The sequence below is a fragment of the Salegentibacter echinorum genome (assembly GCF_900129445.1).
GTDB lineage: Bacteria > Bacteroidota > Bacteroidia > Flavobacteriales > Flavobacteriaceae > Salegentibacter > Salegentibacter echinorum.
The window spans coordinates 61,427-75,803 of sequence record NZ_FQVT01000004.1 but is presented as its reverse complement, the minus strand read 5'-3'; the positions used below and the strand labels follow the sequence as shown (position 1 = coordinate 75,803).

At 37.2% G+C, this 14,377-nt stretch carries 17 protein-coding genes; 5 read left to right on the top strand and 12 right to left on the bottom strand.

Features of this window, described 5'->3' with window-relative positions:
* Positions 1-328: 328 nt before the first annotated feature.
* Positions 329-586 carry a UPF0175 family protein gene (locus BUA71_RS08195; RefSeq protein ID WP_072878559.1) on the top strand — a complete coding sequence of 86 codons (258 nt, stop codon included), beginning with the start codon at positions 329-331 and terminating at the stop codon, positions 584-586.
* Positions 579-1,058, top strand: coding sequence for a PIN domain-containing protein (locus tag BUA71_RS08190; protein ID WP_072878558.1), 480 nt, complete (start codon positions 579-581; stop codon positions 1,056-1,058). Before BUA71_RS08195 ends, BUA71_RS08190 begins: the two co-directional genes overlap by 8 nt.
* A gap of 38 nt (positions 1,059-1,096) precedes the next feature.
* On the opposite strand, the gene BUA71_RS08185 is transcribed toward BUA71_RS08190, so the two are convergent.
* Complete coding sequence (locus tag BUA71_RS08185) at positions 1,097-1,516, bottom strand: putative signal transducing protein (protein WP_072878556.1); 420 nt, start codon at positions 1,514-1,516, stop codon at positions 1,097-1,099.
* 155 nt (positions 1,517-1,671) lie between these two features.
* Here BUA71_RS08185 and BUA71_RS08180 point away from each other — a divergent pair, with 155 nt between their 5' ends.
* On the top strand, positions 1,672-2,106 hold the full coding sequence (locus BUA71_RS08180) for an MgtC/SapB family protein (protein WP_072878554.1): 435 nt from the start codon (positions 1,672-1,674) through the stop codon (positions 2,104-2,106).
* Positions 2,107-2,112: 6 nt separating this feature from the next.
* Here the strand turns inward: BUA71_RS08180 and mnhG are convergent, their stop codons facing one another.
* The 7 genes from mnhG to BUA71_RS08145 form a co-directional block, all read right to left on the bottom strand.
* Positions 2,113-2,541 (bottom strand): monovalent cation/H(+) antiporter subunit G, encoded by a 429-nt coding sequence (mnhG, locus tag BUA71_RS08175; protein ID WP_072878552.1) that lies wholly within the window; start codon positions 2,539-2,541, stop codon positions 2,113-2,115.
* Entirely contained in the window at positions 2,538-2,813 is a 276-nt protein-coding gene (locus tag BUA71_RS08170) for a cation:proton antiporter (protein ID WP_072878550.1), read from the bottom strand. The genes mnhG and BUA71_RS08170 overlap by 4 nt, the downstream gene beginning before the upstream one ends.
* Complete coding sequence (locus tag BUA71_RS08165; RefSeq protein WP_072878548.1) at positions 2,810-3,286, bottom strand: Na+/H+ antiporter subunit E; 477 nt, start codon at positions 3,284-3,286, stop codon at positions 2,810-2,812. Before BUA71_RS08165 ends, BUA71_RS08170 begins: the two co-directional genes overlap by 4 nt.
* On the bottom strand, positions 3,286-4,809 hold the full coding sequence (locus BUA71_RS08160; RefSeq protein WP_072878547.1) for a proton-conducting transporter transmembrane domain-containing protein: 1,524 nt from the start codon (positions 4,807-4,809) through the stop codon (positions 3,286-3,288). Before BUA71_RS08160 ends, BUA71_RS08165 begins: the two co-directional genes overlap by 1 nt.
* On the bottom strand, positions 4,806-5,159 hold the full coding sequence (locus BUA71_RS08155) for a Na+/H+ antiporter subunit C (protein ID WP_072878545.1): 354 nt from the start codon (positions 5,157-5,159) through the stop codon (positions 4,806-4,808). The genes BUA71_RS08160 and BUA71_RS08155 overlap by 4 nt, the downstream gene beginning before the upstream one ends.
* Positions 5,160-5,162: 3 nt before the next feature.
* Positions 5,163-5,576 carry a Na+/H+ antiporter subunit B gene (locus tag BUA71_RS08150; RefSeq protein ID WP_072878544.1) on the bottom strand — a complete coding sequence of 138 codons (414 nt, stop codon included), beginning with the start codon at positions 5,574-5,576 and terminating at the stop codon, positions 5,163-5,165.
* Positions 5,577-5,662: 86 nt separating this feature from the next.
* A complete protein-coding gene (locus BUA71_RS08145) occupies positions 5,663-7,972 on the bottom strand; it encodes a putative monovalent cation/H+ antiporter subunit A (protein ID WP_072878542.1) in 2,310 nt (769 codons plus the stop codon).
* A gap of 249 nt (positions 7,973-8,221) precedes the next feature.
* Between BUA71_RS08145 and BUA71_RS08140 the strand changes: the two genes are divergently transcribed.
* The gene (locus tag BUA71_RS08140; RefSeq protein WP_175545947.1) at positions 8,222-8,791 is read left to right on the top strand and encodes a DUF2975 domain-containing protein; all 570 of its coding nucleotides are present in this window, start codon (positions 8,222-8,224) and stop codon (positions 8,789-8,791) included.
* A gap of 2 nt (positions 8,792-8,793) precedes the next feature.
* On the top strand, positions 8,794-8,997 hold the full coding sequence (locus BUA71_RS08135) for a helix-turn-helix domain-containing protein (protein WP_072878540.1): 204 nt from the start codon (positions 8,794-8,796) through the stop codon (positions 8,995-8,997).
* Here the strand turns inward: BUA71_RS08135 and BUA71_RS08130 are convergent.
* The 4 genes from BUA71_RS08130 to glmS all read right to left on the bottom strand — a co-directional run bounded on the left by BUA71_RS08130 (position 8,994) and on the right by glmS (position 14,368).
* A complete protein-coding gene (locus tag BUA71_RS08130) occupies positions 8,994-9,923 on the bottom strand; it encodes a DMT family transporter (RefSeq protein WP_072878538.1) in 930 nt (309 codons plus the stop codon). The genes BUA71_RS08135 and BUA71_RS08130 overlap by 4 nt on opposite strands.
* Before the next feature lie 227 nt (positions 9,924-10,150).
* Positions 10,151-10,447 (bottom strand): FoF1 ATP synthase subunit delta/epsilon, encoded by a 297-nt coding sequence (locus BUA71_RS08125; RefSeq protein WP_072878537.1) that lies wholly within the window; start codon positions 10,445-10,447, stop codon positions 10,151-10,153.
* A 69-nt stretch (positions 10,448-10,516) separates the two neighbouring features.
* On the bottom strand, positions 10,517-12,037 hold the full coding sequence (gene atpD, locus BUA71_RS08120) for a F0F1 ATP synthase subunit beta (RefSeq protein ID WP_072878536.1): 1,521 nt from the start codon (positions 12,035-12,037) through the stop codon (positions 10,517-10,519).
* Between the two features lie 483 nt (positions 12,038-12,520).
* Positions 12,521-14,368 carry a glutamine--fructose-6-phosphate transaminase (isomerizing) gene (gene glmS, locus BUA71_RS08115; RefSeq protein ID WP_072878534.1) on the bottom strand — a complete coding sequence of 616 codons (1,848 nt, stop codon included), beginning with the start codon at positions 14,366-14,368 and terminating at the stop codon, positions 12,521-12,523.
* Positions 14,369-14,377 lie beyond the last annotated feature (9 nt).

Genomic DNA, 14,377 nt, shown 5'->3' with positions numbered 1-14,377 from the left:
AAAGTTCACGATCTCTTGTAGTTTTGACATTGCTTTACAACAGCTAACCATTAATAAAGAATCACTATCGTCCGCTTATAGAGCCAATCCGATATTATAGGGACGCTTTGCTGTAAGAAAAAAGACTAAGCTGTAATTAACTGAAAACTTCTGTTTTTCAGAAATAATATTTCTCAACTAACTTTTTTTGAAGATATCAAATAGCAAGAGGAATATTATGAAATCCCCTTGAGAGATTCCTATAAGAGAAATTTTGTTAATTAATCTTGTTTTTACCGGATATAAGTAACTTTATATTTTAAAAATTGTAATTTTATTAAAAAGTATTATGGAAAAAAACATATCCATCACTTATCCCAGGTCACTGGCTTCTTCCTTAAAACTAGCAAAAAAGGAATTTGAGAATGAGATGAAAATTGTATCCTTGGTAAAACTCTATGAATTAGGGAAGGTTTCATCTGGAAAGGCTTCAAAAGTTTTAGGAATTAATCGCATTGAATTTCTAGAGTTAATTGGTAAATATCAAGTTTCTATTTTTAATTTTCAGAATGAAAAGGAACTAAATGACGAAATTTCCAATGCCTGATATAATATCTGATACTACCCCGATCATTTCATTATTAAAAATTAATGAATTGGAAATTTTGCATAAAGCTTACCAATCTATTATTATTCCCGAAGCAGTTTTTAAAGAAATAGAAAGAGGTAAAAATAAAGACTATTATACTGATATTTCTAAACTCGACTGGATTAAGGTTATGGAAATAAAAAACAAAAATGCAGTTACTAACTTAAACTATTTAGATTCTGGGGAAGCTGAAGTTATTATTCTTGCCAGGGAAATTAGAGCTGATTTAGTGATAATTGATGAAATTCTAGGCAGAAAATTCGCAAAAAACGCAGGTTTAATAGTTACCGGAACTATTGGTGTTTTAATCAAAGCAAAAAAGATGAAATTAATAAATAATGTTTTACCACTTTTGGAAGAAATGCAAAATAAAGGAATATGGATCGATAAAGGTTTGAAGGAAAAAATCTTAATTATGCTGAATGAATAGATTCAATTCACAACACTTTATATCTTCAGACCATGCTTTTAATCCCGGTCTAAATTAAAATTTTCTCCGCAGTTTTCACAATGGTAATCGTAGCTGGTATGAATAGGAAGCGTAAAGGTTAAGAAAGAAAATAAAAACGGCAGGAAAGATCGCATATCCCTTATGTGGGTATAAACTTTAACCTCATCACTATTACAATTGGGACAAACAAGGCTATTACCGGCATCGTCAATCGAGTAGTTTTGGATGTCTTCCAAAATAGCACTAGCCCTGGCAGCATCTTCCTGTCGTACGTCTAATTTTATTCCCCCAATCGCCTGACTTACTAAAGGGTCTGTATCTATTAAAACCTGATCTACAAGAAAAACCGGAATTCCTTCGGACTGTAATTTCCCCTTTACAATTTGTGCTTCAGAGGAATATTGATACCTGGCCAGGGTTACAAAAGTATTTTTCATTCTTAAAGATAGAAATTCTTTTTAGTTTTTACCTTTTGAGTCTTAATTTAAAACGAAAGCAATGTTTATTTCCCACTTAAAAATATGGATAAATTATTCATCCATATTTTGTAAATTTATTTAAAAAAATAGCTTTGTAATTCTAAAACTGAAATATGGAACTCGCAGAATTTAGCCTAAGAATAGGTTTAGCCGCTATTGCCGGACTTTTTATAGGTATGGAACGAGAATTTAGTGGAAAAAGCGCAGGTTTAAAAACCAATGCTCTAGTAGCCCTTGGATCTTGCGTGTTCATACTGCTTTCTCTTAGGTTTGAAGGCGAAGAGTTTGTAGATTCAACCCGGGTAATAGGCCAGGTGGTCACAGGAATTGGTTTTATTGGCGCGGGTACTATATTACAACACGGTAAAAATGTAAAAGGATTAACTACAGCCGCAACCATTTGGTGCAGTGCCGGGGCCGGCGGGCTTGCTGCTCTTGGATTATACTGGGAGTTATTAATAGTGGGTGGTACTATCGTGTTGATAAATATTATCTTCAGTTTAATTCAAAAAAAGATGATTAAAGGAAAAAAGCACCAGGAAGATTAATTATAGCTATTTCACATCTTCATCTATGCGGGTATGAATATCATTCTTGGTGTGATCTATATTATCGTGTGGCGTATCATCGGTTTTACTTTTTAAAACGTACGAATGTTTTTGATATTTCCCCCTTAGATCATCCATCACAGATTTATCCCATAATTTCACTCCCATAAAATAAGAAGCCCTGCCTATTAAATGTGCACTCACTGGCGCAGTTAAAAACACGAAAAGAATAATTACCAGAGCCCGGGAGGTTGTGGAAAGATCGTTAAAAAAGATTGCCGTCCCTACTAGAACCAACCCAACCCCAAGGGTTGCCGCTTTGGTATTCACCGATATCCTCAAATAAGTATCGGGCATACGCAATAAGCCTATAGCTGAAAGTAGGATAAACAATGTTCCCAGGGTTACCAATATTCCTATAATTATTGAAGTCATTTTTTTCTATTTCTTTTTTCCAGGTAATATGAAAATGCAACCGTACTCAAAAAGGCAATTAGAGCCAGTATTAAAGCAGTATCTAAAAACGTAGATCTACCGTGAGTGATGCTATAAACGCCTATAATACCAATTCCCGTAGTAATTAATACATCCAGGGCAATAATTTTATCGGCCATACTGGGGCCTTTAATAAAGCGGTAAACAATAAGCAAGACCGCGATACCAAGCACCGGCAAAATAATATATGATAAGTATTCGTTTAATGTCATTTCAATATATCCAAAATACGTTTCTCAAATCCATTTTTTATTCCGTCTATAAACTCCTCCTTATCAGTTATATACATCGCGTGTACATATAAGACTTTTTTATCATTAGAGACGTCTAAACTAAGCGTCCCAGGGGTTAAGGATATCATATTTCCTAACATGGTAATACCCAAATCACTTTGTATGGTAAGTGGCACTTTCACAATCCCCGGAGTCATCTTGAGATTTGGTGTAACCACCTCGTATGCCACCTGTAAATTCGCTTTAAAAAGTTCCCAAAGAAAGAAGAAAAACAATGCTATTAATTTTGGAATGATCGTAAAATATTTTGCATCGCTATCTCCCCGGGTAATTACCCATAATATAAAAAAACTAAGTACAAAGCCGAAAAAATAATTAGCAAACGTAAAGTTTCCTGTAAGGGCTACCCAAACAAAGGTGAGTAATAAATTTGATACAAATCTGCTCTTCATTATTCGGTTATTTGTGAGTTGTTGAGTACCGCATCTATATATTGCTGACTATCCATTAATTCTGAAGCAATTCGTGCTGAAAGTGTTTGTACATGTTCTGCTCCAAATCCTATATACAGTGTTACTAAGCTAAGAAATATGATGGGCACTACCATCTCTACTCTTTTTATATTTTTAACTTTATGAAAATAACGAAACCTGGGACGTTCGGGAATTTCCTGAGCATCTTTCCAAAATACTTCGGCCCAAAGTTTTGCAATAACCACCAAGGTAAGAAAACTTGCAAAGATAATTGCTGCCAGACTCCAGTAACTTTCAGAATTAAAAGTAGCAGTTATCAAGGATATTTTAGGCCAAAAACCAGATAAAGGCGGAATTCCAATAAGGGAAAACAGGGGGATAAATATCAACAAACTAAGTTTAGGATAATTGGCATAAAAACCGCCCAACGCCCGCATACTGTTAGATCCTTTAATTCGGTATATGAGTCCGCTTACCATAAACAGGTTAGTTTTAATCATAATATCGTGAATTAGATAAAAAACACCCCCGGCAATCGCAACTTCGGTGTACATTCCCAAGCCTATAATCATATAACCTATATGAGAAATGATAAGGTAAGAGAAAATCTTTCTAATATTGTTTTGTACCAGGGCGCCCAATGCACCGCTAAACAGCGTAAAAATAGCCAGCACTAAAAGGATTTGATCTAAAAATACATCTTCCACAAAAATTAGCGTGAAGACACGTATTAGGGCATAAACGCCAACTTTAGTCAACAAACCTCCAAAAATGGCTGAAACGGCAGACGGTGGAGTGTGATAAGAAGCCGGCAACCAATAATACAAGGGAAACAATGCCGATTTAATTCCGAAGCCAATAAGAAATAAAATCGCAGTAATCTCTACCAAAGCCCTATTTTCTACCGCGGCCACTTTATTGGCAAGATCGGCCATATTTAAACTTCCGGTTAGGCCATAAAGTACGGCAATTGCCGTGAGGAAAATCATTGAAGCCAGGAAATTGAGCGTAAAATATTTCACAGCTCCTTCCAGCTGGGCTTTTTCCCCACCAATAGTAATTAAAACAAAAGAGCTAATAATAATAATTTCAAACCATACATAGAGGTTAAAAATATCACCCGTAAGGAAAGCCCCGGTTAGTCCTAATAATAAAAAATGATAAATGGGAAAATACCCAAATTTTAAACGACCACTAATTACCGAGCCGGCAGAAAAGACCGAAACCGCAAAACCGGCAATAGAAGTTAACAGCACCATAGTTATCGCAAAAGTATCGGCAATAAACGTAATCCCAAATGGAGCTTCCCAGCTACCCGCCTGTAAGGTCTGGGTGCCATTGTTCCAAATATAAGCGAACACCACAATACTCACCACTAAGTGAATGGCACTACCTACCATACTTATTACACGCTGGGCTTTAATTTTGTTCCAGAAGAACATGAGCAAAATAGCCAGTAGTAATTGCAGCAGTAAAGGATATAAAATAATTTGTTGTGTCATGAATCTTCGTCTGTTGCGTTCATTTCATCTAGATCGTCGGTTTTCACTACTTTGTGAGCTCTTTTCACCAGGATTATGGCAAAAGATTGTAAACCAAAACTAATCACGATTGCGGTTAATATTAATGCCTGCGGAACAGGATCTGCATAAGCTTCGGTGAAAACACTGGAATCTTCAGGAATAATAGGTGGTGCCCCTTCGGTAATCCTTCCGAGGAGAAAAATAAGAAGGTTCGCCCCATTCCCCAGCAAAATAATCCCGATAATAAGCTTCACTAAACTTCTTCGCAGAATCATATATACACCGGCGGCATAGAGAATTCCAATAATTATCGCTAAAAGAACTTCCATAGTTTAAGCTGATTCTGAAATTGTAAATATTATAGTAAGCGTAACTCCTATCACCACGAAATAGACTCCTATATCAAAAAATAATGCAGACCCCACGCTTCCAAGCACTGGCACATCATAAGGTAGCCAAAGCCCGGTCATAAAAGGATCATCAAACCCAAGTACCGGGGCGAGACCGCTTAAAAATGCGAGCCCTAAACCTACCGGCATTAAAAATCCCGGGTGAAACTGAAGTAAACCTTTAGTGTTTTTTAAGCCATTGGCAAAAGCGTGAAGCACAAAGGCGATCGCCGCTATAAGTCCGCCTACAAATCCACCACCGGGCAGATAATGTCCCCGCAATAAAATAAATACGGAAAACACCAATAGCACCGGTAAGAGATAAGCAGAAGCGGTTTTTAATATTAAGGTTTTCATAATTTTAAAAATTTACTCACTTAGTGAGACATAATCTTAATTCTGGATTTTTTTAGCCGATCAGGCCATTCTAAGCTTGCCTATTTTTATTGCGTTCTATCTGTACTTTTTAACCGCAATTTTAAAAGTCCGAATACGCCTATGGCAGCAATTGCCAATACCGAAATTTCTATTAAAGTATCAGTACCCCTAAAATCTACCAGGATCACATTTACCACATTTTTTCCGTGTGCCAGTAAGTAAGCGTTTTTAGCATAGAAATCCCCAATTTCATTATTCGCCGGTTCTGCCAATACCTGTAGCGCCAGGACACATATTATAGTACCAAGAGCCAGGGAAAGTACTCCATCCCGAAGCCGCATTTTATAATCTGACAAGCTTAAATATTTTGGCAGTCTATACAGCACTAGCACAAACAGGATTACCGTTAAGGTATCTATTGAAAATTGCGTCATCGCCAAATCTGGCGCACTATAGAAAACAAAAATTAGACAGATAGACAAACCTACCACGCCCATTGCTGCCACGGCAGCCAATCTTGATTTTGTAAAAACTGTGTAAAGCACCCCAGCTACAAGAATCAATGCAACTACAAGCTCATAAGCCGTTATCTCGGCAAGCTGGGAATGATCTATCACCAACCTTTGGTGCCCAAATAAAATGTAACCTACAAGAATTACCAAAAACAATATAATGCTGGTCACATAATTTCTTAAATATCCATTCTGAAAAACATTGGTCCAGAAACGCGAAAATATTACAAAATAATAATTTCCTTTCTCCATAATACTACGCGGAGAAATGAACTCTAATTTGGCAACTTTTTGTTCTAATTTATTAGAAGGTCTCACTAGAAAATAAAGCAACAAACCAACTCCTATGGTAACAGCACTTAATAACAATACGGTATTAAAGCCGTGCCATAAGGCCAGGTGGTCTTCTGAAGCATCTGCACCAAGGGCAAAAACCATTGGTTTAACGATTGCCGATTCAATTAAGGAAGGAAATATACCAAAAAGAATACTTAATACTGCCAGGATTATAGGTGGGAACCACATTAATAAACCAGGCATTTTTGTTTCCTTTTGTGCTTCGGGGAGTTTTCCCATAAAAGGTTTTATCCCGGCTGCAAAGCCGGCCCAAAGTAAAAATATTTTTGTAAGCACTATGGCAATCACGATAATGATCGTCCCCGTGCCAAAGTTTAAACTCGCTTCATACGTGAGTTCTTTTCCCAGGAATCCAATAGTAGGTGGAATCCCGGCACTGGAAATAGCCGCCAGAAACCCGGCGATTGCCACCGGCATCATAACTTTTCGAAGTCCCGCAAGTTTGGTCACATCACGCGTACCGGCTTGATGGTCTATAATACCGGCAACTAAAAACAATGTCGCTTTATAAAGCGCGTGAACCATAATAAAAACAGCTGCAGCCAAAAAAGCCGCTTTTGTACCCAGCCCAATTAAGAACACTAAAATCCCAAGGGCTGAAATAGTAGAATAAGCCAATATGCCTTTAAGATCTGTTCTAAACAGCGAATGTATGGCTGTGTAAACCATAGTAATACCTCCAACAATGATAAGGGTATTATTCCAAAAAGGATGATCTCCTAAAATTGGAGTGAAACGCATAAGTAAATAGACTCCCGCTTTAACCATAGTTGCAGAGTGCAAATAAGTAGAAACCGGCGTTGGTGCTTTCATCGCTGCGGGCAACCAAAAATGGAAAGGAAATTGTGCCGATTTAGTAAACGCAGCAACAAAAAATAAGCTGGCAGCCAGAATATAATACTCGCTCCCCGCAATAGCTTCCTGCATGCTAAGCATTTCGGTAATATTATAGGTACCGGTCATGCTACCCAGGAGCAAAACACCCGATAATAAGAAAAAACCACCCAGCCCGGTAATGCCCAGCGCAGTTAAAGCCGACTTCCTGGAAGCTGCGCTATCGTTATTAAAGCCTATTAGAAAAAAGGAGCTAATACTGGTTAATTCCCAAAAAACAAAAAGCGAAATAATATTATTTGAAAGCACCAGGCCAAGCATTGCCGCCATAAAAACACTAAGGTACCCATAGAAACGATCTAAGTATTTATGTCCTTTAAGATAGGAAGCGGTATAACTAAAAACCAGAAAACCAATCCCGGTGATCATCAATGAAAAAAGTAAAGAGAGTCCGTCTAATTTAAAACTTAAATTCACCCCAAAGGCCGGCACCCATTCATAAGTTTTTGTAATAATTTCGCCGGCACTAATTTTTGAAATAAAACTTGCAAAATAAGCGAACAATCCGGCAGGAATTAATGCAGAGAGAACAGCTAGTTTTCCTCTAAAAAATTTCCCTGTAAAGACCAGGAATAATGCGAATAAAAAACCTAATAGTATTGCTGTTAGCATATATTTTCTCTCAAAAAGTCCGTTTCCAGCAAATATAAGAGATATTATTTAAGTTTAATACTCCAAACATCACTTTAGAGCACTAAAATGCCGGATTTCAAAACTTCACATATTTCTGGATTTTTGCTGACTTAATTTTAATTTTTCTCTTAAAGGATTAAAAGAAAAATATTCTAATTTAATAGACAATTACTGTTTTTCGATAATTTTAAATATATTTGTTATTGATAAACGATAATAATGGTGATTATGAATAAAAACTCCCTATTGAGCATCGTTAATTTTTTCTGTAATTTCTTCAAATTATTAATTGGAATTTTGATTATTGCTATTACTATAGCTTTTATTCATTTTCAATTTGATAGGGATTTTTATAATGAATGGAGTATGGAAAAACCAGAGAACGATTCTGTGATACGTTTTGAAACAGAAGCATTTTTAGGACAAAATGCTCAAGATTTTGAAAAGTTAAAAGTAACAGAGTGGAAAACTATCTCTTTATATTTCACCTATTTTAAATTCACAGCTACTTTAATCTTGTTTTTCTTAGCGATACATCAATTTGGTAAGGTATTGCAATCGGTGCGGAGATTAAAGACTTTCAAAGCTATAAATGTATGCGCCTTTAGAAAAATTGGCCACTATTGCCTGGGCATTGCCGTACTTTCCTTTTTTAATTACTGGAATTTTGAAAAATACACTAAAAGTAGCATTGCGGCTCCCCTGGATGTTATACTTATTGCTCTAATTGCTTTTATTCTTGCAGAAATTTTTAAAGAAGGAAATACTTTAATGGAAGAAAACCAATTAACCGTTTAATTATGCCAATTCTAATAAATCTAGATCTAATTTTAGAAGAAAAAGGTATGCAAAGTAATGAACTTGCCGCAAAAATAGGTATTACTACGGCAAACCTTTCAATCCTAAAAACAGGTAAAGCAAAGGCAGTAAGATTCTCTACTTTAGAAGCGATATGCGAAGCTTTAAATTGCCAACCGGGAGATATTTTAGCGTATCAACCTTAATTCAACTTTCGCTTTAGCTTACTTTTCTTTTTAATTTTCGTTAATAATTTGGAGAAATTAATATTATCAAAAATCAAACCTGTAACTATAAATACAAGCCCTATAACGGTAGAAAGGAGGATATTTTCACCCAACACAAAATAGATTACTATTAATGAGAGAAAAGGCACCAGGTAAATAAACTTGCTGACCTTCGCTGTATGAGAAGATTTTTTTAATGCTAAAGACCATATCGCAAAGGTAATACCCATCTCAAAAAGACCCACGTAGGCCGCTGCACCAAAATATTTAGGCGAGAATTCAGGAAAATCGGAAAATATAAATAGAGATATGCTGATGTAAAACATTCCGAAGAGAAAGTTAAGAAACAACTTACTTATCTCATCCCGTTTATCTTTAATGTTGAAGATCCAAAACAAAGCCCAGATTATTGCTGAAGCCAAACCTAAAAGTGCCCCAATAGGGTTACTAAAAGAGAAGCCCAGGATGTCACCTTTTGTAGATATTACTGCTACCCCCAGGAAACTAATCACAATGGCAATAAAATTCTTGATGGTGATCTTTTGCTTTAAAATTGGAATAGACAATAAGGTTATCATTATGGGCCAGGTGTAATTTAATGGCTGGGCTTCCTGGGCCGGTAATAAAGAATAAGCCTTAAATAACACGACATAATAAACAAAGGGATTCACCAACCCAAATACTGCCGATCTCAAATAAGCTTTACGCTTAAACCTAAAAATCTCTTTTAGTTTATTTTGCGAAACTAAAATGAAAAACAAAGCTATTAGCGATGCAAATACTGCAAGAAAGAGGAGTTGCAAATAATCAAAATAACCCAACGCCAATTTCATTGCTGCAGCAACCGTACTCCATAGTATCACCGCAATAATGGCATATAAATAAGCTTTATTTTGTTCTTTCATAACTCAAGACATTTAGTTCGCGGGTAAAATTCTTATTCAAAATAATTATGATTTAGAGAAAAACTTTTTCCGAAGAAATAAAAAGCTGAAATTAATTTTAAACCAGACTTCTCCGGTTTCTCTTTAGTGGCAAAAATTGCTATTTCTTTAAACCTTTTTAAAATACATAAACTAAAAAACCGGGCGATTGCCCGGCTTATATTTATTATGATAATGCTTTCAAAAAGCTAATCGGCCAGAATAATTGCTTTATTATCCTTCATCTCTAATACTCCACCTTTAATAGTGTAATAATAGACATTGCCCTTGCCAGATTCTTTTCTAAAAGCATCAGAAAGTTCTTCTTCAAATTCTGCATTCGCGGCAGCAGCTAATTGAATTTTCACATCACCTTTAGTTAATGTTGAGACTATAGGTGCGTGATCGTTAAGCATTTGAAACTCTCCTTCATTTCCGGGAACCTTTACCGCATCAACTTCAGCTTTAAAGACTACTGCTTCAGGAGTAACAATTTCTAAATACATATTTTCTGGTTTAGAGTTTGCAATTTGCAGTTAGCATATGCTAATGCCACTAACAATTTCCTTTATTTTTTAGTTTTCTTCAGCTTCAGCCAACATTTTCTCTCCGGCTTCAATAGCATCTTCAATAGTACCTTTAAGGTTAAAGGCAGATTCTGGCAGGTGATCTAACTCACCATCCATAATCATATTAAAACCTTTAATAGTATCCTTAATATCTACCAAAACTCCTTGAAGACCGGTAAACTGCTCTGCCACGTGGAAAGGCTGAGAAAGGAAACGTTGCACCCGTCTTGCACGGGATACAGCCAATTTATCTTCCTCAGAAAGTTCTTCCATCCCAAGAATAGCAATAATATCCTGTAGCTCCTTATAATGCTGTAATAGCTCTTTTACACGTTGCGCACAGTCGTAATGTTCTTGCCCTAAAGTTTCGGCATTTAAAATTCTGGAAGTAGATTCTAAAGGATCTACCGCAGGGTAAATACCAAGCTCGGCAATTTTACGGGAAAGTACCGTAGTGGCATCTAAGTGAGCAAAAGTTGTCGCTGGAGCGGGGTCTGTCAAGTCATCGGCAGGTACATAAACAGCCTGTACCGAAGTAATAGATCCATTTTTAGTGGAAGTAATTCGCTCCTGCATCGCCCCCATTTCTGTGGCCAAAGTAGGTTGATATCCTACCGCAGACGGCATACGCCCAAGTAGTGCAGAAACCTCTGAACCGGCCTGGGTAAACCTAAATATATTATCCACAAAGAAAAGTACATCTTTCCCCTGGCCTTCCCCGGCTCCATCCCTAAAATACTCAGCAATGGTCAATCCAGAAAGTGCCACACGAGCACGAGCTCCCGGTGGTTCGTTCATTTGTCCAAATACGAAAGTTGCCTTAGAATCTTTCATGGCTTCTTTATCTACCTTTTTAAGGTCCCAGCCACCTTTTTCCATAGATTTTGTGAAATCCTCACCGTATTTTATAATACCAGATTCCAACATCTCTCTAAGCAGGTCATTTCCTTCACGGGTACGCTCTCCCACCCCGGCAAATACAGATAATCCACCATGGCCTTTCGCAATGTTATTAATTAATTCCTGAATAAGTACAGTTTTACCAACCCCGGCACCACCAAAGAGACCAATCTTACCACCTTTTGCATAAGGCTCAACGAGGTCAATCACTTTAATACCGGTAAATAAAACTTCAGTAGAAACAGATAAATCCTGAAATTTTGGAGCTTCCCGGTGAATCGGCGATCCGTGTTCTCCAGTTTTTGGCAATTCGCCAAGACCATCTATAGCGCTTCCCACTACGTTAAACAAACGCCCATAAATATCTTTACCAATTGGCATTTGTATAGGAGCACCGGTTGCGACTACTTCTACCCCACGACTTAAACCATCTGTAGAGTCCATGGAAACTGTTCGTACGGTTTCTTCTCCTACGTGCGATTGCACTTCTAAAACCAAGATGGAACCGTCTTTTCTGGTAATTTCCAAAGAGTCGTAAATCTTTGGTAATTCAGCATTCTCTGAGTCGAAAACAACATCAACTACAGGGCCAATAATTTGGGAAACTTTACCTGTTACTTTAGACATTATCTAATTCTTTAATGTTTCTTATTTTAAAATATCTTAAAACCCCAAATGAATAATTCACAACAAATTAAATTCATGAAATGGCATTTTAAGGCTGCAAAGATAGTTTTTTCTTTATAAAATCACCCCTCTGTGAAATAAGTTTTTTATGCTTTCTAAAAAGTGCTTTATTTCGTGCTTTTCAGGACAATATATACCTGAATATTTTAATCAAAATAGGCTTAAAATGAAGACGGATTTTTACTAAAAAGCTTATGCTAACAAGTTTAAAAATTGAGGACGGCCGGGGAAGAATCTTTATTTTAAAAGAAAGGATTCTTCCTACCTCGGGATGAGAGCTGATTGCAGCTATAATAGCTCATTCAAACTACAGCTATTCGCATAAACAAAAAAGGCTGAACCAGAATTAAAAAAATACCCGGCTCAACCTTTAAATTTATCCAACAATCGAAAAATAATTTCCCAATGATTATTGCTGAAATATTACTCTACCGTAACCGATTTTGCCAAATTCCGTGGCTGATCTACGTTTTTCCCTAGCATTACCGCAATATGATAGGATAATAATTGAAGCGGAATGGTAGTCACTAACGGGGTAAGCGGCTCTATAGTTTCCGGCACCTCGATCACGTGATCTGCAAGTTCTCTCACTTCAGTATCACCTTCAGTAACAATGGCGATGATTTTACCTTTTCTAGATTTAATTTCCTGGATATTACTTACCACTTTTTCATAATGACCTTTCTTGGTTGCAATTACCACCACCGGCATTTCTTCGTCAATAAGCGCAATAGGACCATGTTTCATTTCGGCTGCCGGGTAACCCTCGGCGTGGATATAAGAAATTTCTTTTAGCTTAAGTGCGCCTTCTAAAGCTACCGGAAAGTTAAAACCTCTACCTAAATACAGGCAATTCCTGGCATCTTTATAAATATCAGAAATATATTTTATGTGTTCATCGGCTTCCAGGGCTTTCTCAATTTTCCCTGGCACTAACTCCAATTCCTGTAAATAAGTTCGAAAATCTGTATTTGAAATCGTACCGTTATGTTTTGCCAACTTTAGTGCCATTAAAGTAAGCACTGTGATTTGTGTGGTAAAAGCCTTGGTAGAAGCCACTCCAATCTCTGGACCAGCGTGGGTATAGGCACCCGCATTTGTCTCTCTGGAAATAGAAGAACCAACTACGTTACAAACGCCAAAGGCAAAAGCACCTTTTTCTTTAGCCAACTTTATAGCCGCCATAGTATCTGCCGTTTCTCCACTTTGTGAAATGGCAATAATCACATCTTTTTCTGAAATAATGGGATTACGATACCTAAATTCAGAAGCATATTCTACCTCAACCGGAATCCTCGCTAATTCCTCAAAAATATATTCGGCCACAAGCCCGGCATGCCAACTGGTACCACAAGCTACAATAAGAATACGCTTGGCATTGGCAATACGCTCCAGGTTATCATCTACCCCGGCCATTCTAATTAGGCCTTCATCTGGCAACATTCTTCCGCGGTAAGTATCTTTTATAGCTGTAGGCTGTTCGTGGATTTCCTTTAGCATAAAATGATCGTACCCCCCTTTTTCTATCTGCTCCAGGTTCAATTGTAATTCCTGAAGATAAGGATCTACCAAAGTATCATCCTGAATTTTACGCACTTTAACCTCCTTATTTCTTCTAATCACCGCCATTTCCCCGTCTTCCAGATAAATCGCGTTTTTAGTGAACTCAATAAATGGAGAAGCATCAGAAGCGATAAAAAACTCGTCTTCCCCTACTCCAATAGCCAGGGGACTACCCAAACGGGCAACTACGATCTCGTCTGGTTTGCTCTTATTGTAAACCGCAATCGCGTAGGCCCCAATAGTTTGGTTTAAAGCAATTTGCACTGCTTTTCCCAGCTTGACATTCTCTTTTAAGATCACATCTTCGATAAGATTGACCAAAACCTCGGTATCGGTATCACTTTTAAAAGTATAGCCCCGGGTTTGTAACTCTTTTTTTAAGGCATCATAATTTTCAATAATTCCATTATGAATTATTACAAGATCGCCCGAGTTAGAATAATGAGGATGGCTGTTTACATCGTTAGGAACACCGTGAGTTGCCCACCTGGTATGGCCTATTGCCACATTACCATGGGTAGTTATGGTGTTTTCCAATTTTTCTTTTAAATCGGCTACTTTACCTTGTGTTTTACAAAGTTTTAGCTCTTCGCCATCGTAAATAGCGATTCCGGCACTATCATAGCCGCGATACTCCAGTCTTTGGAGTCCTTTTAAGACAACGGGATAAGCATCCCTATGTCCAATATAACCTACAATTCCGCACATAATGTAGTT

What these genes read in the sequence shown, in the direction of transcription:
- BUA71_RS08190 (WP_072878558.1), top strand. Translation starts at nt 579, where the DNA reads ATGCCTGATATAATATCTGATACTACCCCGATCATTTCATTATTAAAA.
- mnhG (WP_072878552.1), bottom strand. Translation starts at nt 2,541, where the DNA reads ATGACTTCAATAATTATAGGAATATTGGTAACCCTGGGAACATTGTTT.
- BUA71_RS08125 (WP_072878537.1), bottom strand. Translation starts at nt 10,447, where the DNA reads ATGTATTTAGAAATTGTTACTCCTGAAGCAGTAGTCTTTAAAGCTGAA.
- BUA71_RS08155 (WP_072878545.1), bottom strand. Translation starts at nt 5,159, where the DNA reads ATGGAAGTTCTTTTAGCGATAATTATTGGAATTCTCTATGCCGCCGGT.
- BUA71_RS08150 (WP_072878544.1), bottom strand. Translation starts at nt 5,576, where the DNA reads ATGAAAACCTTAATATTAAAAACCGCTTCTGCTTATCTCTTACCGGTG.
- BUA71_RS08165 (WP_072878548.1), bottom strand. Translation starts at nt 3,286, where the DNA reads ATGAAGAGCAGATTTGTATCAAATTTATTACTCACCTTTGTTTGGGTA.
- BUA71_RS08135 (WP_072878540.1), top strand. Translation starts at nt 8,794, where the DNA reads ATGCCAATTCTAATAAATCTAGATCTAATTTTAGAAGAAAAAGGTATG.
- BUA71_RS08160 (WP_072878547.1), bottom strand. Translation starts at nt 4,809, where the DNA reads ATGACACAACAAATTATTTTATATCCTTTACTGCTGCAATTACTACTG.
- BUA71_RS08185 (WP_072878556.1), bottom strand. Translation starts at nt 1,516, where the DNA reads ATGAAAAATACTTTTGTAACCCTGGCCAGGTATCAATATTCCTCTGAA.
- BUA71_RS08170 (WP_072878550.1), bottom strand. Translation starts at nt 2,813, where the DNA reads ATGACATTAAACGAATACTTATCATATATTATTTTGCCGGTGCTTGGT.
- BUA71_RS08130 (WP_072878538.1), bottom strand. Translation starts at nt 9,923, where the DNA reads ATGAAAGAACAAAATAAAGCTTATTTATATGCCATTATTGCGGTGATA.
- BUA71_RS08145 (WP_072878542.1), bottom strand. Translation starts at nt 7,972, where the DNA reads ATGCTAACAGCAATACTATTAGGTTTTTTATTCGCATTATTCCTGGTC.
- BUA71_RS08180 (WP_072878554.1), top strand. Translation starts at nt 1,672, where the DNA reads ATGGAACTCGCAGAATTTAGCCTAAGAATAGGTTTAGCCGCTATTGCC.
- glmS (WP_072878534.1), bottom strand. Translation starts at nt 14,368, where the DNA reads ATGTGCGGAATTGTAGGTTATATTGGACATAGGGATGCTTATCCCGTT.
- BUA71_RS08140 (WP_175545947.1), top strand. Translation starts at nt 8,222, where the DNA reads ATGAATAAAAACTCCCTATTGAGCATCGTTAATTTTTTCTGTAATTTC.
- atpD (WP_072878536.1), bottom strand. Translation starts at nt 12,037, where the DNA reads ATGTCTAAAGTAACAGGTAAAGTTTCCCAAATTATTGGCCCTGTAGTT.
- BUA71_RS08195 (WP_072878559.1), top strand. Translation starts at nt 329, where the DNA reads ATGGAAAAAAACATATCCATCACTTATCCCAGGTCACTGGCTTCTTCC.